This is a genomic window from Paenibacillus oryzisoli, from assembly GCF_001653565.1.
Taxonomy (GTDB): Bacteria; Bacillota; Bacilli; order Paenibacillales; family NBRC-103111; genus Paenibacillus_E; species Paenibacillus_E oryzisoli.
This window is the reverse complement of sequence record NZ_LYPB01000091.1, coordinates 169,287-187,879: the sequence shown is the minus strand read 5'-3', so window position 1 is coordinate 187,879 and position 18,593 is coordinate 169,287. Positions and strand designations below refer to the sequence as shown.

Annotated in this window: 18 protein-coding genes; 15 read left to right on the top strand and 3 right to left on the bottom strand. The window is 45.4% G+C overall.

Annotated features, from left to right (window positions below):
* The first annotated feature begins 251 nt into the window (after positions 1-251).
* From A8708_RS30940 to A8708_RS30910, 7 genes are all read left to right on the top strand, one after another.
* Positions 252-1,220: a biotin--[acetyl-CoA-carboxylase] ligase gene (locus A8708_RS30940; protein ID WP_068670274.1), complete on the top strand. Its 969-nt coding sequence runs from the start codon at positions 252-254 to the stop codon at positions 1,218-1,220.
* Positions 1,221-1,510: 290 nt separating this feature from the next.
* The gene (gene panB / locus A8708_RS30935; RefSeq protein WP_082927922.1) at positions 1,511-2,365 is read left to right on the top strand and encodes a 3-methyl-2-oxobutanoate hydroxymethyltransferase; all 855 of its coding nucleotides are present in this window, start codon (positions 1,511-1,513) and stop codon (positions 2,363-2,365) included.
* Positions 2,366-2,389: 24 nt separating this feature from the next.
* Complete coding sequence (gene panC / locus A8708_RS30930) at positions 2,390-3,259, top strand: pantoate--beta-alanine ligase (RefSeq protein WP_068670452.1); 870 nt, start codon at positions 2,390-2,392, stop codon at positions 3,257-3,259.
* 6 nt (positions 3,260-3,265) lie between these two features.
* On the top strand, positions 3,266-3,649 hold the full coding sequence (gene panD / locus A8708_RS30925) for an aspartate 1-decarboxylase (protein WP_068670272.1): 384 nt from the start codon (positions 3,266-3,268) through the stop codon (positions 3,647-3,649).
* An 88-nt stretch (positions 3,650-3,737) separates the two neighbouring features.
* Positions 3,738-4,334, top strand: a complete 597-nt coding sequence (locus tag A8708_RS30920; RefSeq protein WP_068670270.1) for a tetratricopeptide repeat protein — start codon at positions 3,738-3,740, stop codon at positions 4,332-4,334.
* A 90-nt stretch (positions 4,335-4,424) separates the two neighbouring features.
* Complete coding sequence (dinG, locus tag A8708_RS30915) at positions 4,425-7,283, top strand: ATP-dependent DNA helicase DinG (protein ID WP_068670268.1); 2,859 nt, start codon at positions 4,425-4,427, stop codon at positions 7,281-7,283.
* Between the two features lie 3 nt (positions 7,284-7,286).
* On the top strand, positions 7,287-7,907 hold the full coding sequence (locus tag A8708_RS30910) for a redox-sensing transcriptional repressor Rex (RefSeq protein ID WP_068670266.1): 621 nt from the start codon (positions 7,287-7,289) through the stop codon (positions 7,905-7,907).
* Positions 7,908-7,966: 59 nt separating this feature from the next.
* On the opposite strand, the gene A8708_RS30905 is transcribed toward A8708_RS30910, so the two are convergent.
* Both A8708_RS30905 and A8708_RS30900 read right to left on the bottom strand, forming a co-directional pair.
* Complete coding sequence (locus A8708_RS30905; protein ID WP_068670264.1) at positions 7,967-8,968, bottom strand: inorganic phosphate transporter; 1,002 nt, start codon at positions 8,966-8,968, stop codon at positions 7,967-7,969.
* A gap of 59 nt (positions 8,969-9,027) precedes the next feature.
* Entirely contained in the window at positions 9,028-9,654 is a 627-nt protein-coding gene (locus A8708_RS30900) for a DUF47 domain-containing protein (protein ID WP_068670262.1), read from the bottom strand.
* 258 nt (positions 9,655-9,912) lie between these two features.
* Here A8708_RS30900 and A8708_RS30895 point away from each other — a divergent pair, with 258 nt between their 5' ends.
* The 8 genes from A8708_RS30895 to A8708_RS30860 all read left to right on the top strand — a co-directional run bounded on the left by A8708_RS30895 (position 9,913) and on the right by A8708_RS30860 (position 18,294).
* The gene (locus tag A8708_RS30895) at positions 9,913-11,208 is read left to right on the top strand and encodes an amidohydrolase (RefSeq protein ID WP_068670260.1); all 1,296 of its coding nucleotides are present in this window, start codon (positions 9,913-9,915) and stop codon (positions 11,206-11,208) included.
* Between the two features lie 42 nt (positions 11,209-11,250).
* Positions 11,251-11,739 carry a cell wall elongation regulator TseB-like domain-containing protein gene (locus A8708_RS30890; RefSeq protein WP_068670258.1) on the top strand — a complete coding sequence of 163 codons (489 nt, stop codon included), beginning with the start codon at positions 11,251-11,253 and terminating at the stop codon, positions 11,737-11,739.
* Positions 11,740-11,895: 156 nt separating this feature from the next.
* Positions 11,896-12,432, top strand: a complete 537-nt coding sequence (locus tag A8708_RS30885; RefSeq protein ID WP_239696910.1) for a hypothetical protein — start codon at positions 11,896-11,898, stop codon at positions 12,430-12,432.
* Complete coding sequence (locus A8708_RS30880; protein ID WP_068670256.1) at positions 12,425-13,930, top strand: AAA family ATPase; 1,506 nt, start codon at positions 12,425-12,427, stop codon at positions 13,928-13,930. The genes A8708_RS30885 and A8708_RS30880 overlap by 8 nt, the downstream gene beginning before the upstream one ends.
* A gap of 200 nt (positions 13,931-14,130) precedes the next feature.
* Positions 14,131-15,003, top strand: a complete 873-nt coding sequence (locus A8708_RS30875; RefSeq protein WP_068670254.1) for a 3-hydroxyacyl-CoA dehydrogenase family protein — start codon at positions 14,131-14,133, stop codon at positions 15,001-15,003.
* Complete coding sequence (locus A8708_RS30870) at positions 15,000-16,208, top strand: acetate kinase (RefSeq protein WP_068670248.1); 1,209 nt, start codon at positions 15,000-15,002, stop codon at positions 16,206-16,208. The genes A8708_RS30875 and A8708_RS30870 overlap by 4 nt, the downstream gene beginning before the upstream one ends.
* A 65-nt stretch (positions 16,209-16,273) precedes the next feature.
* A complete protein-coding gene (asnS, locus tag A8708_RS30865) occupies positions 16,274-17,569 on the top strand; it encodes an asparagine--tRNA ligase (protein ID WP_239696912.1) in 1,296 nt (431 codons plus the stop codon).
* Between the two features lie 38 nt (positions 17,570-17,607).
* Positions 17,608-18,294, top strand: a complete 687-nt coding sequence (locus tag A8708_RS30860; RefSeq protein ID WP_068670246.1) for a DnaD domain protein — start codon at positions 17,608-17,610, stop codon at positions 18,292-18,294.
* Between the two features lie 14 nt (positions 18,295-18,308).
* Here the strand turns inward: A8708_RS30860 and A8708_RS36265 are convergent, their stop codons facing one another.
* On the bottom strand, positions 18,309-18,470 hold the full coding sequence (locus tag A8708_RS36265; RefSeq protein ID WP_204787680.1) for a hypothetical protein: 162 nt from the start codon (positions 18,468-18,470) through the stop codon (positions 18,309-18,311).
* Positions 18,471-18,593 lie beyond the last annotated feature (123 nt).

Genomic DNA, 18,593 nt, shown 5'->3' with positions numbered 1-18,593 from the left:
TTGCACATTGAAGTAGCTAGAGTATATCGAGTGAGAATTTTCTTACACGCTGTGTAGCTAGTATCTCGAGTCAGAAATAACTGGACCTTTATAGATTCTTGGAAATTGAGTTATAAGTATCTGAAAGCTAGTCAGTCTAGATAGTTCAGTCAGGAATAGCTTCCTCGCTGAAGCAGCTGCAAAATTGAGTTAGAAATCAAGCGCACCCTGCGCTGCTATAGATTAAATTATAAGATTGCGAGTGAAATCGTATGAATGAACGAATTTTAGAGCTTTTTGAGGAAGCTCCGGAAACCTACGTATCGGGAGCGGAAATTAGTCGGCGGATCGGTGTGAGTCGAACGGCAATTTGGAAGCACATTGAGGAGCTTCGTGCGGAGGGATATGCTTTTGAAGCAGCTCCACGTAAGGGGTATCGTCTCATAAGCAGACCAGCGAAGTGGCAGCTCAGCAAATTAATGAGCGGGATGAAAACGAAGGTACTCGGTCAAAAAGTACATATTTATGATGAAGTCGACTCTACACAAACGATTGCACATCGACTGGTTGCCTCAGGAGCACCTGAGGGAACGATTGTACTTGCGGAGAGACAGACAGCAGGCAGAGGCAGAATGGGGCGCAGCTGGCATTCTCCTTCGGGCAAGGGGATCTGGTTGAGTCTTATTCTGACACCACGAATTCCGGTGTACTTCATGCCACAGTTAACGCTGCTTAGTGCGGTTGCGCTATGTCGTGCTATTCAAAAAGTGTGCCAAGTTGATATTGGCATCAAATGGCCAAATGATCTTCTGATTCATGGGAAGAAGGTTAGTGGTATTTTGCTGGAAAGCAGTGGCGAGGATGAGCGCCTTAAGTATGTGATTGCAGGAATTGGCATCAGCGTTAATTTGCTAGAAGAAGACTACCCCGAGGAGCTGCGCGCAAAGGCAACTTCTTTAGCAATTGAGTCTGGCGGCGAGGTTTCGCGCGAAGGTTTGGTACAAGCCTTTTTGTTGGAATTCGAGGAAATGTACGCGTTATATTTGGAGAAGGGTTTTGCCCCAATTCGGTTGCTGTGGGAGGCGTTGAGCGTCACCTTGAAGAGACCGATTCGGACATCAACACAGTCAGGCTTCATTGAAGGTATCGCAGATTCGTTGGATGATACGGGTGCTTTAACCGTGATAACCTCAGATGGTGAAAGGGTAAAAATTTATTCCGGAGACATTGAATTAAAGTAGTGGGAGTTATAGGGTATCCGCCAGAAGCAAGCTTTGGTATAATAGAACCATAAGGCGGTATCCTTATAGGAACTGCACTTGTAAGTTGACCTTGTACTTGTTCTTGCAACGACCTTGTACTTGTCTATGCAACGATCTTGCACTAACATGAAATAACTGAAACAAGATGTTGGATTCTGCTCTGAGCCTTACAGGACCGAGACAGAGGGATCATTGATTCTTTCTGCATGCGCTCCTTTTAGCTCTTAGCTAAAAGGTTTTTTATTTTATATGAGGAAGCTGGGATACCTGTGGAACAACGTAAAGCGCTAACGACAGCAAAGATGAGAAAAATGAAGGAAGACGGCGTACCGATTACGATGGTTACGGCCTATGATTATCCCTCAGCACGTTTGTCGGAGGAAGCTGGTATTGATGTCATTCTAGTCGGAGATTCACTAGGGAATGTCGTGCTAGGCTACGATTCTACGCTGCCAGTGACACTGGATGATATGGTTTATCATACACGTGCGGCAGTACGTGGTGCCGCGAACACGTTTGTGGTCGCTGATATGCCTTTTTTAACGTACCATGGCAGCTTGGATGCAACTTTACAAGGTGTTGGACGGTTGATGCGTGAAGGCGGCGCTAAGGCGGTTAAATTAGAAGGTGGGGCAGAGATCGCATCGACCGTCAAAGCGATTACGGAGGCGGGCGTTCCTGTCGTTGGTCACTTGGGATTAACACCGCAGTCGGTTCACCAACTCGGAGGTTTCCGTGTACAAGGGCGCAACTCAGAGCAAGCAGAGAAGCTGCTCAGTGATGCCAAGGCCATTGAAGAAGCAGGTGCGTTCGCAATCGTATTGGAACTCGTGACGGATGAATTGGCAGCATGGGTAACGAAGCAACTTTCTATCCCCACAATTGGCATAGGCTCTGGTGTGCATTGTGATGGGCAAGTGCTTGTATATCATGATTTGCTGCAGTATGGTTCTGACAGTGCTCCCAGAAAGTTTGTTAAAGCCTATGCCAATATCGGGGAAACTATCCGTGCAGGGATTGGCGAATATGTGAAAGAAGTGAAAGCGCGGACGTTCCCAGCGCAAGAAAATACATTTCATATGGACAACGATGTTGTTCAATATCTATACGGCGATAAGGAGTGATTGGTCATGGCAGCGATCCATACGATGGAAGTGGTTCAGACAATTGCCGAATTACGAGCTCGGATTAAAACCTATCGACGAAATAATGATCAGACGGTTGGATTTGTTCCGACGATGGGCTTTCTGCACGATGGACATGCGAGTCTTCTCCAAAAGGCTCGTTCACAAAGTGGATTAGTCGTGTTAAGCATTTTTGTGAATCCCTTGCAGTTTGGTCCAGGAGAAGATTTTGAACGATATCCACGCAATGAGGAACAGGACTTGGCGGTAGCTGAAGCGGCAGGTGTGGATATCGTATTTATGCCATCTGTAGACGAAATGTACCCAACGCCAACGCGCACGACCGTAAGTGTGTCGGAAGTGACGACAAGACTCTGTGGAGCTTCAAGACCCGGCCATTTTGATGGTGTCGCTACGGTTGTTAGCAAGTTATTCCATATGGTTCAGCCGGACCAAGCATTCTTTGGTTTGAAGGATGCCCAACAAGTGGCTGTGATTGAGCAGATGGTTCAAGATCTAAACCTACCCGTTGAGATCGTACCTTGCCCGACCTTGCGTGAGAAGGATGGTTTGGCGATGAGCTCACGTAATGTGTATTTGTCAGTAGAAGAGCGTCAGCAGGCGCTGGTTTTGTCACAGTCGTTACAGCAAGCGAAGACCTTCATCGACAATAACGTCTCAGGTTCCTTCACATCAGAAGAGCTGCAGAGACTTGTTAGCAAGCATATCCAAACGGCGCCACTAGCCGTAATTGATTATGTTGAAGTGTTGTCTTACCCTACTTTAGAGCCTTTTGAACATAGCCATTCTATTACTACTCTTATTGTTGCGCTGGCTGTGAAGTTTGGAAAAACCCGCTTAATTGATAATCTTATTCTACAAGTCAGGAAGTGACGTCTTATGTTCCGCACAATGATGAAAGCGAAGATTCACCGCGCCACTGTTACAGAGGCCAATTTAAATTATATCGGGAGTATCACGATCGATGAGGACTTGATTGATCTTGTGGATATGCTGCCCAATGAGAAAGTGCAAATCGTGAATAACAACAACGGTGCACGTTTGGAGACATACATTATTCCAGGGCCACGCGGCACAGGCGTGATTTGCTTGAATGGTGCGGCAGCTAGACTCGTTCAAACAGGGGATACGGTTATTATTGTTTCTTATGCCATGATGAGCGATGAAGAGGCGAAAAAGCATCATCCAACCATTGCCATTATGGGACCAAACAATACAGTTGCCCAATTGCTGAAGGAAGAAGAACATTCAACAGTTCTCTAAACGTGGCTGACTTCCCCTCCCATGCATGAAAACGTCCCTGTTTACAAAGAATGAGGGTAAGCTTTCGAAGCAAAGGTGGGGATGCCAAATGTTTAAGCATTTATTTTCCACAATGAATGAGGTTTTGGAAGAAATTCAAAAAGAATATCCGAACAGCGATGTGGAGAAAAAGGCCGAACTAGACGAACAATTGCAAGTATTAAAGACGATGAGTGATGAATTCATCGAGGCGTGGCTGCTTTTTGAGGAGAAACTGGGAAAGTTTTATGGGGCGGCGCCGATCAGCCCTACTCAAACCTTACATGATGAACTGCTGGAGCTCGACATGTCGGGCAAACAAACAGAAGAATTCATGCGCGGGCAAGGGTATTATAAGCTGTTCATGTATGATCAAGCGATCAAAGAATTCGAGGTCCTGATACAGCGGCAGCCAGATTTCTTACTAGCACGAGTGTACTTAGCAATGGGGCATTTGCGAAAAGGAGAGTTTGGCGATGCGTATCAGCACTTCAAATTCCTGCTGCCACTGACGGAAAATTCAAAGATGAAAGCTATTTCTTATAACGCTATGGGCTGTATTCAAGTGCAAAATCAGAACCTAGAGAAGGCTTTCGAATATTTTCAAAAGGCGTATCATACCGATCCCTCTTTCATGGAGCCACTAATCAATCTCGATGAGTCCTAAACCGAAACGGTAAAACAAGGTATTCCCTTTTCCTAATGGAGTTTGGTATGCTAGGAGAAGTGTAGGACGAAGGGATTGAAGATAGACGTTATGAAATTTGCAGTTTTGGATTTTGAAACGACAGGAAGTCAGCCTGGGGACGAAATCATACAGGTTGGACTCGTCATCATAGATCAATTTGAAATTACAGACAGGTATACTTCTCTGGTGAACCCAGGGATTAGTATACCTTCTTCGATTACAACGCTAACAGGGATTACCAATGAGATGGTGGCGGATGCACCGTCGCTCGATCAGGTGATGTCGGACATGTTTCCGCGCTTGTTTGATTGTGTACTTGTGGCGCATCAAGCCGCCTTTGATTTGTCTTTCTTGCAGCGTGGGCTAACGAGAACGGGGTATCCCCCTTTCTCGGGACGTGTTCTTGATACCATGGATATGCTCCGTATTCTGTTTCCGTCCATATCTAGTTTACAACTAAGCATGGTGGCGGCGTTGTTTGGTATTGACCATGAAAGACCGCATCAAGCCGATAGTGACGCAGAAGTTACGGCATTGATTTGGATCCACTGCTTGGATCGGTTACTGGGATTGCCTCTCTTAACAGTACAACGTTTAAATCAAATTTTCGAAAACGGTAACACGGATTTGGGCTGGTTTTTGGACGAAATATGCTTATATAAAGAATCAGTAACGAGTGTCGATATGGATACGAATCGCTACTTCCGTCAATTTACATTGAATGTGACGGATTGGGGCGAGGAAGATGAATTGCGCTCAGAATATCAGGTAACAGAAGCGTTGGGCGCTTCCTTTCAAGCATTTCAGCAAGGATTGAAGTCTGCACTTCAACAACGATTTGAAGTATACGAAGATCGTGAATCACAGGATCAAATGATTCTGGAAGTGGAGCGGTCACTAGAGGCTGATCAGCATCTGATGATCGAAGCGGGAACCGGTACAGGCAAATCTTTAGGATACTTGATTCCTGCTATTTATTACGGTTTGAAATACGAGAAGAAGGTCGTCGTTTCGACGCATACGATTAATTTGCAGGAGCAATTGCGTGAGCGGGATATTCCTTTGTTGAAAGAAATATTTCCTGTCCCGTTCAAAGCAGCTGTGCTCAAAGGACGAAGCCACTATCTGTGCCTTCGCAAATTTGAAACAAAGCTCACAACTAGAGACTATGAGAATGGCAGGGAAGATCCCATAACGGCCGCGCAAATGGTTGTATGGCTAAGTGAAACCGAGCACGGGGATGAGGAAGAAATCCATTTTGGCAATAAAGGAGCCCAGTTCTGGTACTCGGTTGCAAGTGATACGGATTCCTGTTTAAATCGGATGTGTCCTTGGTATAAGAAGTGCTTCTATCACAGAGCTCGTAATGACGCCAATACGGCTGATGTAATCATTACGAACCATTCCCTCCTCTTTACAGATATGAAGGCAGAGAACCGTCTTCTACCGTCTTACAAGCACCTTGTGATTGATGAGGCACATCACTTCGAAGAAGTGGCAAGTAAACACCTTGGGATTGAGCTGCATGCTTCAGCTTTTTACCATTCCTTATTATGGCTATATAAAGATAATCGAAGTGGGCAACTTCCGATGCTTCGTTTCCGATTGCAGAAATCGGATGAGGCTGGGGAGCGCGCAGCGGCATGGAGCCAAACGATTGATGGTCTGTTTCCGAAAATTATTTCAATCAAAGAGGACTGGGAACGTTTAAGTGAAGCGCTGTATGAATTGGTTTCCTCCAAAAGCGATCCTTCCCAATCCGAAACTTCGCAATATGTTCTGCGATTGAAGCCGGAGACACTGCCATCGAATTGGCGCGAGATGTTGATTATGGAGGATAACATTTATCTGAATGCCAACGAATTATTACGAACATTAGATAAATTGTTGAATGAGTTAAAAGAGCAGCAGGATGGACTTGGCGTGCAAGGGCTAGTCACCGATCTGAATGGGACTGTGAAAGAACTGTATGCCCATCGGGATGCGCTTCACTTCTTTATGAAAATGGCAGATGAAGGGTACGTGTATTGGGTTGAAGCCGGTACGTATGCCAAAGCGAAATCGGTTCAGTTGAATTCCGTGCCCACGGATGTCAGCGGGTTGCTGCAACAACATTTCTTTGAAACGAAAGACAGTATTATTCTGACGTCGGCTACGCTATCAGTGAATAAGTCGTTTCAATACTCAGCTGAGCAATTAGGATTATCTATTCCAGAGGACGAAGAGTCAGGTAAGTTGAAAACAGTACAGTTGCCATCTCCGTTTAACTATCGGGAGCAGGCACTGGTCGTCATTCCGAGGAATTTCCCTACGATTAAGGGAGCGGGAGATCCTGTTTTCATTGAAGCATTGATCAATTCTCTGAGTGATGTGGCTCTGGTGACGAAGGGAAGAATGCTGGTTCTATGTACCTCGAATCGGATGTTGAAACTTGTTCATGCTGGGATGAAAGAAAAGCTAAGCCCTCATGGGATCACAGTGCTTGGACAGGGTGTAGACAGCGGCAATCGCAGTAAACTGACCCGCATGTTCCAAGATAACAAAATGTGCGTGTTACTGGGCACCAGTTCGTTCTGGGAGGGTGTAGATATTCCAGGAGACGCGCTAAGTTGTCTCGCCATTATTCGACTCCCGTTCCAACCTCCGAATCACCCGCTTGTCGAAGCGAAGTGCGAGAATATTAAGAAGCGCAATGAGAATCCATTTATGAAGTTTTCTGTACCTCAGGCAGTTATTCGATTTAAACAAGGATTCGGTCGATTAGTTCGGAGAGCGTCTGACAAAGGGATCGTCATTATCTATGATACACGTGTTATTGAAACGTATTATGGCAAGCACTTCCTCTACTCGTTGCCTGGTCCGAAGATTGAACACATGACCTGCGAACAAATGCTGCCGAGGATCGAGGAATGGATGGGAGGGGCTTAATACGTGAAAACACAAAAAATTTCGGAAGCTGTTGTCCGCAGATTACCCATTTACTTACGCTATCTGAACGAGTTGCAAATGAATAATGTTTCCACGGTTTCCTCTCAGGATTTAGGTCAAAAGTTAGATCTGAATCCTGCTCAAATCCGGAAGGACTTAGCCTATTTTGGTGAGTTTGGCAAAAAAGGAATTGGCTATGATATCAATTATTTGATTGAGAAGATTCGCCAGATTCTTAAATTAGATCGACATATTCAAGTTGCGCTCGTTGGGGCAGGTAACTTAGGACGAGCACTTTGCAATTATAATACGTACTTACGTAATGATATGAAAATCGTGGCTGTATTCGATGCCATGCCTTCTAAGTCTGGCGAAGTGATTAATAACTTAGTTGTGCTTCCTATGGATAAAATGAAAACGGTCATGTCTGAGCTCGGTGTGCGGATCGGTATTATTACCGTTCCCGCGGCCGAAGCACAGAATGTCGCGAATGAATTCGTTGCTTGTGGCATCGAAGCGATCTTGAACTTCGCGCCAGTCATCATCAAGGTGCCAGCCGATGTGCGTGTACATTATGCAGATTTCACGACAGAGCTCCAAAGCTTGGCCTATTACCTGGATTAGCAATCAAAAAGGCACGACCCGCGCAGCTTCAGCGGGTCGTGCCTTTTTGTTATTTTCCATTACATGATTAGTCGGAATATCGCAAAGTACAGCGTGTAAGCAAGAATCATCGAGATTGGAATCGTAATTACCCAAGTAATCAACATGCGGCCTACAGTACCCCATTGTACATCATGGAAACGCATGACACTGCCTGTCCCGATAATCGCGGAAGAAATGACATGAGTTGTAGATAATGGTTTACCGATGAAAGTTGAGATTTGAATGACAATCGATGACGTTAAGTCTGAGGCAAAACCATTAATCGGCTCGATTTTAACAATTTTACCGGAGACAGTTTTGATAATGCGCCATCCGCCAATGGATGTTCCAAGGCCCATCGCAAGCGCGGCAGCAATCTTAACCCAAATCGGTACGTTCAAATCATCTTGTACGCCAGCAGCCACGAGACCAAAGACGATAATCCCCATCGCTTTTTGTGCATCGTTACCACCATGGGAATAGGAGAGTAATCCGGCAGAAATAATTTGCAGCGTACGAAACCCACGATTGAGTTTGGATCTAGAGGTATTACCTGTCCAAATTACAATATATTTGATCAAAACCATGATGAGATAACCTAGAGCGAAAGCGATAATTGGCGATAGAATAAGAATGATGATAATTTGTGTGAAACCACTCCAGTTAACACCACCAAAGCCTGCTCCAGCAATTACAGCACCAGCTAAGGCACCAAGCAATGTATGGGAGGAGGAAGACGGAATGGACAAGTACCATGTAAGCAAGTTCCAGATGATAGCTGCAAGTAAGGCAGCTATAACGATTTCAACCCCATTTTCGATCTTCGCCGGATTGGCAATACTTCCGCCTACCGTTTTGGCAACCTCAGAAGATACCATGGCACCAACGAAATTAAGTGAAGCCGCCATAAATATCGCGACTCGAGGGCTTAATGCTCGTGTAGAAATCGAAGTTGCAATCGCATTAGCTGTATCGTGAAATCCGTTGATGAAGTCGAATAGCAGGGCTAGTGCAACGATGATAATCAAATAAGTTAACATGATTTCCTCCTAGCGTTTTCCATTCGGAAAACTTTCTTCGTACGCACAGACATCCTGTCTTAAGAGTAACGAAGTACTACGCTGTCTAGAATGTTAGCAACATCTTCACAAGCATCGGTTGTTTCTTCCAAACGCTCGTAAATTTCCTTGAGTTTGAAATCTTCGTACGGGTCTTTGCGCGTGATGAAAATTTGTCGAATGCCTTCGCGCATCAAACGATCTCCATCATTCTCTAATTTATTAATAGCCACGGTGTGCTCCGGAATTTGCATATACTTTTTCTTAGCCAAAAGCTTAAAAGCGTCTAACATATGTTGACAGGAATCGACAATCACTCCTGAGAAATCTTGCATGTATGCATCCGTATGAGAAACACTCAAATAGTCGAAACGAGCAATTGTTGCCTCGATTCCGTCTGTGACATCATCCACTTTGGAAGCAAGAACCATAATATCTTCCCGATCAATCGGCGTGATAAATACTTTGTTCAAACCTCTGAAAATGTCGTGTGTGATGGAGTCTCCTGCATGCTCAAGATCATGAATCGCTTTGACATACTCAATTGGGGGCTTATCGCCCATCATAGCCGTACGGAACAATTGAGCTGTTTGCAAAGCGTTCTCTGCCGCACGAATGAGAAGTTGCAAGAAATCGACTTCGTTCTTTCTGGTGAATAACGTTGTCATAGAATCCTCCTAAATTTTACTATATGTACAAGTTTTTGAACGAATTTGCGTATCGAAATTGACCAAATTGTAGAAAAAACTCACAATGTTTAAAATAGCATACTCGTTAGGCTTAAAGCAACGAAAATTCCGTGACAATTTACAATTTCTTAACATCATATAATATGTGCAGAGCTTCCTTGATTTTACAAGCTTGAAGATGTAAAGTTTATGGAGCAAGGGCTGTTTATAGAATGAGCATAGAGAGGGTTTTTTACTATGAAAAAAACATTAATTTCAAATGGTATTTTTATTGCTAATAAGGAAGACAAAACATCGATTAAAGGCTGCATGGTTATTGAAGGCAGTCAAATTACATACATCGGAACAGAAGTGCCTGAGCCCTTAGAAAGCTATGACGAAGTGATTGACGGAACGAATAAATTGTATATGCCTGGACTTGTTAATACGCATGGACATGCCGCGATGTCCTTGCTTCGCGGTTATGGCGATGATCTTGCGCTGCAAGTATGGTTAGAGGAAAAAATGTGGCCGATGGAGGGGAAATTCACCTCGCAGGATGTTAAATGGGGAACGCGGTTGTCGATCCTTGAAATGATCAAAGGCGGGACAACGACTTTTGTCGATATGTACGACCATATGAATGAAGTTGCCTTGGCGGTAGAGGAGTCGGGTATGCGCGGAGTTTTGACTCGCGGTGTGATCGGACTATGTCCGCCTGATGTACAAACAGCTAAGCTGAATGAAGCCACTGAATTTGCTAAGAACTGGCATGGTAAGGCTGACGGACGCATTACTACGATGATGTCACCGCACGCTCCATACACATGTCCGCCAGATTACATCGAGCGTATCGTGCAAGCGGCACATGATCTCAATCTTCCTATTCATACTCACATGTCCGAAACACGACGTGAAGTCGAAGGTAATGTAGAACAGTATGGAGTTAGACCCGTGGCTCACTTGGAGAAGCTAGGCGTATTCTCACGCCCAACACTCGTTGCGCATGGTGTCCACTTGAATGATGAAGAGATAGCAATCCTCAAACAATATGATGTACGTGTCTCCCACAATCCTGGCAGTAATCTCAAGCTTGCGAGTGGTGTTGCCCGTCTGCCTGAGTTGTTGCGTTCAGGTGTTAAAGTTTCATTAGGAACCGATGGTGCGGCATCCAACAACAATTTGGACATGTTCGAGGAAATGCGATTGGCAGCTCTTATTCATAAAGGTGTAACGGGTGATCCATTAGCAATCCCTGCGAAGGAAGCCTTGTTGCTTGGAACTCGAATGGGAGCAGAATCCATTTGGTTAGAGGATGTTGGTTTACTCGAAATTGGCATGAAAGCCGATTTTATTGCGCTAGACATCGATCAACCTCATTTCCTTCCGAAAACGGACTTTGTTTCCCACATTGTGTACTCTGCTTGTGCGAAAGATGTTGTGGATGTCTGCGTGGATGGCACGTGGATTGTCCGTAAAGGTGAATGCCTAACGTTAGATGAAGAGAAAATTAAACGCGAATTTGAAATATGCTTCGATCGCCTCAAAGGCTAATGGGCAGGCGAGTATGTGGTTTTGGGGAGGTGCGCGGCGATTATGAATGCGAAGCGATCGATCACACTTGGCGTTTTCATCGTGGCAACACTAGGTGTTGTGCTTAGTCGATTCTATCTGAATGTGCAGAACGAGCATTGGGAAGAGAAACGTGTAGCTGTTGAGAAAGCTTTTAATGGAAGTATGATGACGAAAGCATCCAAGGTAGATTTTTTCTACGGAGATGAACCTCTTCAGATTGTATATGGGGAGAACAAGCTAGGACAAAGTCTAATTACTTGGGTATCCGCCGAAAATGTTCATTCCGAAATGACGGACGAAGCCTTCCCGGAAGAGCAAGTCCGCGCAGCTGTATTGAAAAAGGCGCCAAGCAGTGAGATTGAGCGAGTCATACCTGGCAAATTAGGAAATGACTATGTTTGGGAAGTATTTTATAAGTCGAAAGACGATAGAGGTACGCGGTATTTCTACGATTATTATAAATTCAAAGATGGTACTTATCTGGATACGTATCGGCTCAGCCTTCATTAAAAAGGTTGAGTTTTTTTATGTGAAAGGCTCTGAATAGATGACTTCTGTCTATTTCCACTGTTTACATAAGGCATATCGTATATATGTGGTGATATACTTATCGTATTGCTTTTGAGCCATACAAATACTTCACTACAGAAAGGTGGACGCCAAACGATGAAGATGAAACTGCGCGTTTTACCTGTTATTATGAGCGTCATTATTTCGGCAGGGGTACTGTTTGGGGGCTGGTTTGCCTATACAAGCTTTGCGATGGAAAATCCATTATCACATATAATTGATACTGCACCTGGTGTAACGAATTCAACGATGAAACTTTCTTCCAATCAAGTAGATATAGAATTGGCATTGAAGCCGGAAGCTAATTTAAGAGAAGTTGTACGATTGATTAAAGACGAAGGTGGATCGATTATCGGGAAACGAACGATGAATATTACCGTTAAGAATCAATCCTCAGACAAGCTGGATCAATGGTGGTCTAAAGCGTTATTTGAGGTAGCTCAAGCCATGGAAACGAAACATTATGCAGATATTCCTACAACGTTAGAGAAATATGCAAATGGTGTGCCAACGATGAACGTTGACAGCGAAATGGATGAGCACTATGTTTACATTCGATTAACAGATGGTAATGCGACGAAATTTATCATGCTGCCAAGAGTCTCCCAGATCGGAGTGTGGCCGAATGAGTAAAATATACAAAGAAATCGGCATTGGATTTATTCCTGTTCTATTGGTCTTCTTAGTTTTCCAAGGTATAAATGTGATTCCAATCTTATTTGTGAGTGTGCTAGGTGTTTCCTTATTCTATATGTTGAAAACCCGCGGCGGTATCGGAGCTGCTGCTGGCGGTGGAGATCGTAAGAGTAAGAATCGGACGCCGTCTTTTCTCACATTTGATGAAATTGGCGGGCAAGATCGGGCTAAGAAAGAATTGATGGAAGCACTCGATTTCTTGATTAAGCATGAGGAAATTAAGAAGTTGGGTATTCGTCCCCTTAAGGGGTTGCTGTTGACAGGGCCTCCTGGTACGGGGAAAACGTTGATGGCGAAAGCCGCTGCACATTATACGAATTCTGTTTATATGGCTGCTTCAGGTAGTGAATTTGTTGAGATGTATGTCGGTGTCGGAGCAAGCCGAGTCCGTGATCTTTTTAAAGAAGCTAGGGCTCGGGCACTTAAAGAGGGCAGGGATAACGCCATTATTTTCATAGATGAGATTGACGTGATCGGTGGTAAGCGGGATGGCGGTCAGCAGCGTGAGTATGACCAGACATTAAACCAATTGTTGACGGAGATGGATGGGATTCATACGAATGACGCGCCTCGTATTCTTATTATTGCCGCGACGAACCGTAAGGAAATGCTGGATAGTGCATTGTTGCGACCAGGGCGTTTTGACCGCCATATCGAGGTTGATCTGCCAGATAAAAAAGGTCGTTTGGCTATCCTGCATATCCATGCAAAAAACAAACCTTTAGGGGATGGCGTTACGCTGGATCAAACGGCTGATCAAACCTTTGGTTTCTCCGGTGCGCAGCTCGAAGGCGTATTGAATGAAGCCGCGATCTATGCCATGCGTGAAGATAAACCAGCGATTGAACAGTCTCATCTGGCTTCTGCCATTGATAAGGTGATGATGGGAGAACGCACAGATAAAGAAACGGCGAATGACGAGAAGGAACGAGTCGCTTATCATGAATTAGGTCATGCTATTATTGCTGAGCTTGTTCGGCCAGGTTCTGTTTCCCAAGTGACAGTAAGCCCACGTGGCAAAGCGTTAGGTTATGTGCGTCATAATCCGCCGCAGGATCATTATTTATATACGAAAGATTATATCGAAGATCAGATCATGATTGCCCTAGGTGGGGCTGCTGCGGAAGAGATGATTTACGGCGGACGAAGTACCGGTTCTCGCAACGATTTCGAACAATCGCTTTCTATGGTTCGTAACATGATGGATGCTGGACTTACCAGCTTAGGTATTATTGACCGTGAGATGGTGACGAAAGAACAACTGATGAAAGAAAATGCGGCCATACTAGACGCCCTAATGCTGCGTACGAAGAAAATGTTAGATGAGCAACGAAGTGTGTTTGAACATTCGTTCGCTATTCTGATGAAGGAAGAAGTACTTTCAGGGGATACTTTCCGTACATTATTTGACGCTTCTGTGTCACAAAGTGCATAATAATGACCGTTGGCCAATTAGGTCAGCGGTTCTTGGCTTTACTTCGGGTATGCAGGATACATATACTAATAATAAGATGATAATAAAATTCGATTGAAGCATCGACAAGATAAATACATGCTTAAGAATCAATAGCTAACATACTGGTAGCTGTGTGAGATACAGTAAGACAGACGTTCGGATGAAGGAGAAGACAAGCTATGATATTTAGAACAATAGGTGTAATTGGCGGAGGGACGATGGGGCAGGGCATTGCTGAAATGCTGGCAGCTCGTGGACTTGATGTTATTATTGCCGAGAAATCTACAGAAAAGCTTGATCGTGCTATTGAACTTATTACGGTCAGCTTAGATAAGCAAATTGAGCGTTGGGCCTTGACAGGAGCGGAGAAGAAATCCATCCTTTCGAAGATTAAGGGAGCCAATTCAATTCAGGACATGGCCTCCTGTGAGCTTGTCATCGAAACAATCTCAGAAGATTTGAATGCGAAGAAGCATGTCTTTTTTCAGCTTAATCAAATATGTTCACCTCACATCATCCTAGCAACGAATACTTCCACATTAAGTGTAACGGAGATTGCAGCCATCACAACGCATCCAGAGCGAGTCATCGGCATGCATTTTCTACATCCTGTTGCGAAGGTGAATCTTGTTGAAATTGTACGAGCGATGAAAACGTCGGATGAAACATATGATCGCACACGACAGTTCGTTGACGATATCCTCACCAAAAAAAGTATAAAAGTGAATGAATCGCCGGGTTATATTACGACGCGATTGATTTGTACGCTCATTAATGAGGCGCTGCATACCTTATCCGAAGGTGTAGCTTCTGCGGAAGATATCGATCAGGCAATGCGTATTGGCTATGAATTCAAGCATGGTCCACTTGAGATGTGTGATCGATTTGGACTAGATGCGGTATTGGCTGCACTTGAGGGAATGTTCCGTGAGTATGGAGATATTAAATATCGGCCATCGTATCTGCTGAAGCAAATGGTGCGTGCAGGTCATCTTGGGGCTAAGACGGGAGAAGGCTTCTTCCGTTATGACAAGGATGGTGATCGACTATGAACATTCTCGTGATTAATGCCGGCTCTTCTTCTGTCAAATATCAGCTCTATGATATGGAGAATGCGATTGTGCTTGCCAAGGGGAGAGTTGAGCGAATTGGCATGGATACCGCCATTCTGATGCACGAACCAGCCAATAAACCTGAATTTCATAAGGTAGATGAAATTTTGGAGCATACAACAGCTATCCGCAGAGTGCTAGATGTTCTCGTACATCCAGAGCATGGCGTGTTGAGCGCCATCTCGCAGATCGATGCCGTAGGCCACCGTGTCGTCCACGGCGGCGAATCGTTCAAGAGCTCCGTCCTCGTCACCGACGAGGTGAAGAAGGAGATCAGGCGTCTCTTCGATCTGGCGCCGCTGCACAACCCGGCGCATATGCTGGGCATCTCCGCGGTAGAAGCGAACATGCCTGGTGTTCCCCAGGCTGTCGTCTTCGACACCGCCTTCCATCAGACGATGCCGGCGAAGGCCTACCTATATCCGGTGCCTATGGCACTCTACCGGAAGCACAAAGTGCGGCGCTACGGTTTCCATGGTACGTCGCACAAGTACGTGAGCGAACGTGCCGCTGCCTTTCTAGGACGCCCGCTAGAGCGGCTGAAGCTCATTACCTGTCACATTGGTAATGGGGCTTCCTGCGCCGCAGTATGGGGCGGCCAGTCCGTTGATACGAGCATGGGGATGACCCCGCTCGAAGGTCTCATGATGGGCACGCGCAGCGGCGATCTCGACCCGGCCATCGTGCCTTACGTGATGGGCAAGGAGGATTTGACGATCGGCGAAGTGAGCTCCATGCTGAACAAGCATAGCGGTCTGCAGGCGATCTCGGGGATCTCCAGCGATATGCGGGAGATCGTGGAGGCAGTGGAAGCGGGCGATAAGAACGCTATCTTGGCTTTTGAGATGTATACATATCGGCTGCGCAAATATATCGGGGCTTATGCCGCGGCGATGAATGGCGTGGATGCGATTGTGTTTACTGCAGGTGTAGGCGAGAATTCCGCACCGCTGCGCAAAGCGGTATGCGAAGGCTTAAGCTTCCTTGGGGTCGATTTTGATGAAGGGGCGAATGGGCTTGGAAGAGGGATAGAAAAGCGAATAACCAAGCTAGGTTCCAAGGTTGAAGCACTTGTTATTCCAACGAATGAAGAATGGGTTATCGCGCAGGATACTTACAGTCTCTTGCAAGAACAGCCCGACTGACATTTTCGTGGAATTTATAAAATAGTGTACAATAGTAATGATCTTCAGTTCTAGGGAGGAAGGATATCCATATGAAAAGTACAATAGGTGAAGTTAAACATCATGTCGGCGAATCCGTAACCATTGGCTGTTGGCTAAACAAGAAACGTTCAAGTGGTAAAATTCAGTTTTTGCAGCTGCGTGACGGTTCAGGCTATATACAAGGTGTTGTTGTCAAAAGTGAAGTGAGTGAAGAAGCATGGGAAGCAGCATCGAAGCTCACCCAAGAAAGCTCTTTATACATAACGGGGAAAGTAAAAGAAGACACACGTTCCAAAGGCGGTTTCGAGCTCGATGTGACTGGCGTAGAAATCATTCAAATTACGGAAGAGTATCCGATTACACCGAAAGAGCATGGCGTAGATTTTCTTATGGACAATCGCCATCTGTGGATTCGGAGCCCCCGTCAGCGTGCAGTGCTTGTGATTCGTGCAGAAATTATCAAAGCGGTTCAAGGATTCTTCAATGACAGAGGGTTTCATTTGGTGGATCCACCTATATTGACGCCATCTTCTTGTGAGGGTACGACGAACTTGTTTCATACGAAATATTTTGATGAGGATGCCTTTTTGACACAGAGCGGGCAGTTGTACATGGAAGCAGCAGCGATGGCACTAGGCCGCGTATATTCCTTCGGTCCTACCTTCCGTGCAGAGAAATCGAAGACACGCCGTCACCTCATCGAGTTCTGGATGATTGAGCCAGAGATGGCGTTCGTAGATCATGTTGAAAACCTTGAAGTGCAGGAACAATTCGTATCCCATATCGTGCAAACCGTGCTGCAGAACTGTCAAGCTGAGCTTGAAACGTTGGAGCGGGATACTTCCAAATTGGAGAAAATTAAAGGCAGTTTCCCTCGTATCACTTACGATGAGGCTGTCGACTATTTGCAAAAGAATGGGCATGAATTCGCATGGGGAGAAGATTTCGGAGCTCCACATGAGACAGCGATTGCCGCTCAATACGAAACGCCTGTGTTTATCACCCACTGGCCAACGGAGATTAAGGCTTTTTATATGAAACCAGATCCTAGTCGTCCAGAAGTCGTTCTATGTGCCGATATGATTGCCCCAGAGGGCTATGGTGAGATTATTGGGGGAAGTCAACGTATTGATGACCCGGAACTTATGGAGCAGCGTTTCAAGGAACATGAGCTTTCGCAAGAGGCGTATCAATGGTACTTGGATCTTCGCAAATATGGAACTGTGCCGCATTCTGGCTTTGGATTAGGCCTAGAACGTACGGTGGCTTGGATATGTGGTTTGGATCATGTGCGTGAAACGATTCCATTCCCACGCTTGTTATACCGTCTATACCCTTAAATAATGGGATTGTCCATGGGGAGAAAGGGGAGAGACGTATGAGTACGCAATCGAATACACAGATGAAAGTCGAAGCAATTCTGTTGAACAGCTTTCTGGAGGGGAGTGTCGCGGTACCGAGTTTATTACTCAAGCATTATCGCGCACTGCTTTTGAGTGAAGTTGATGTCATGACACTGATACATTTCATTTCCTTTGTTGAAAAGGAAGGGAACACATTCCCGACGCTTGATGAAATTCAGGAACGGATGTCAGCTTCACAAGATGTCGTTATAGCCAGTGTGCAGAAGCTGATTCGGGAAAAGTTTATCGCGATCGATGAGGATACCCACGAAACAACTGGATTTCGAAGTGAGCAGTACAATCTAACGCCGCTCTATAAGAAGTTAGCCAAACATGTGGCTGAGCAGCAGCTAAGAGAGTTAGCAGAGTTGGCGACCAGTACGCAAGCGCCTAGCGATGATCGAGTTAAGAATATTTATACTACGATCGAAAATGAATTCGCAAGACCTCTAACGCCAATGGAGCTGGAAACGATTAGCAATTGGTTGGACAAAGATATGTACAAAGAAGAGCTGATCATGACCGCTTTGAAGGAAGCAGTGTTTGCCGGGAAAGTCCATTTCCGGTATATTGATCGGATTTTACTGGATTGGAGTCGCAATCGCGTCTCCACAGTGGATCAAGCGAAGGAATATTCGCAGCGGTTTAGGCAGTCGCGGTAAGATGAAGCCCATTTTTACTCCGTAAAGGAGGAAAATGGGCTTTTCTGTCGTTCGATTGGAGAGGGTGTGTGTATACCTACTAGAACCGGATCCTTAGCCGTGCTCATTCCCGCGCCTGCGCTTGCTCCCACTCCTGCACCGCCAGCACCTGTACCAGCACCTGCCGGCCCTGGCATCCGAACCCCAGTGCCCGCCCCCGCCAAAAATGCGAAAAGGCATCTTTTGGTTCACTAATCGAGCGTAAAAGAAGAAATGGATGCAAAAAGGCAACCTTTTTGGCTCTACAAGCTGATTTCTCC

Bases quoted from the DNA above. Each gene is read 5' to 3' on its own strand.
- A8708_RS30940 (WP_068670274.1), top strand. From the start codon at position 252: ATGAATGAACGAATTTTAGAGCTTTTTGAGGAAGCTCCGGAAACCTAC.
- panC (WP_068670452.1), top strand. From the start codon at position 2,390: ATGGAAGTGGTTCAGACAATTGCCGAATTACGAGCTCGGATTAAAACC.
- panD (WP_068670272.1), top strand. From the start codon at position 3,266: ATGTTCCGCACAATGATGAAAGCGAAGATTCACCGCGCCACTGTTACA.
- A8708_RS30920 (WP_068670270.1), top strand. From the start codon at position 3,738: ATGTTTAAGCATTTATTTTCCACAATGAATGAGGTTTTGGAAGAAATT.
- dinG (WP_068670268.1), top strand. From the start codon at position 4,425: ATGAAATTTGCAGTTTTGGATTTTGAAACGACAGGAAGTCAGCCTGGG.
- A8708_RS30905 (WP_068670264.1), bottom strand. From the start codon at position 8,968: ATGTTAACTTATTTGATTATCATCGTTGCACTAGCCCTGCTATTCGAC.
- A8708_RS30900 (WP_068670262.1), bottom strand. From the start codon at position 9,654: ATGACAACGTTATTCACCAGAAAGAACGAAGTCGATTTCTTGCAACTT.
- A8708_RS30895 (WP_068670260.1), top strand. From the start codon at position 9,913: ATGAAAAAAACATTAATTTCAAATGGTATTTTTATTGCTAATAAGGAA.
- A8708_RS30890 (WP_068670258.1), top strand. From the start codon at position 11,251: ATGAATGCGAAGCGATCGATCACACTTGGCGTTTTCATCGTGGCAACA.
- A8708_RS30885 (WP_239696910.1), top strand. From the start codon at position 11,896: ATGAAGATGAAACTGCGCGTTTTACCTGTTATTATGAGCGTCATTATT.
- A8708_RS30880 (WP_068670256.1), top strand. From the start codon at position 12,425: ATGAGTAAAATATACAAAGAAATCGGCATTGGATTTATTCCTGTTCTA.
- A8708_RS30875 (WP_068670254.1), top strand. From the start codon at position 14,131: ATGATATTTAGAACAATAGGTGTAATTGGCGGAGGGACGATGGGGCAG.
- A8708_RS30870 (WP_068670248.1), top strand. From the start codon at position 15,000: ATGAACATTCTCGTGATTAATGCCGGCTCTTCTTCTGTCAAATATCAG.
- A8708_RS30860 (WP_068670246.1), top strand. From the start codon at position 17,608: ATGAGTACGCAATCGAATACACAGATGAAAGTCGAAGCAATTCTGTTG.
- A8708_RS36265 (WP_204787680.1), bottom strand. From the start codon at position 18,470: ATGCCAGGGCCGGCAGGTGCTGGTACAGGTGCTGGCGGTGCAGGAGTG.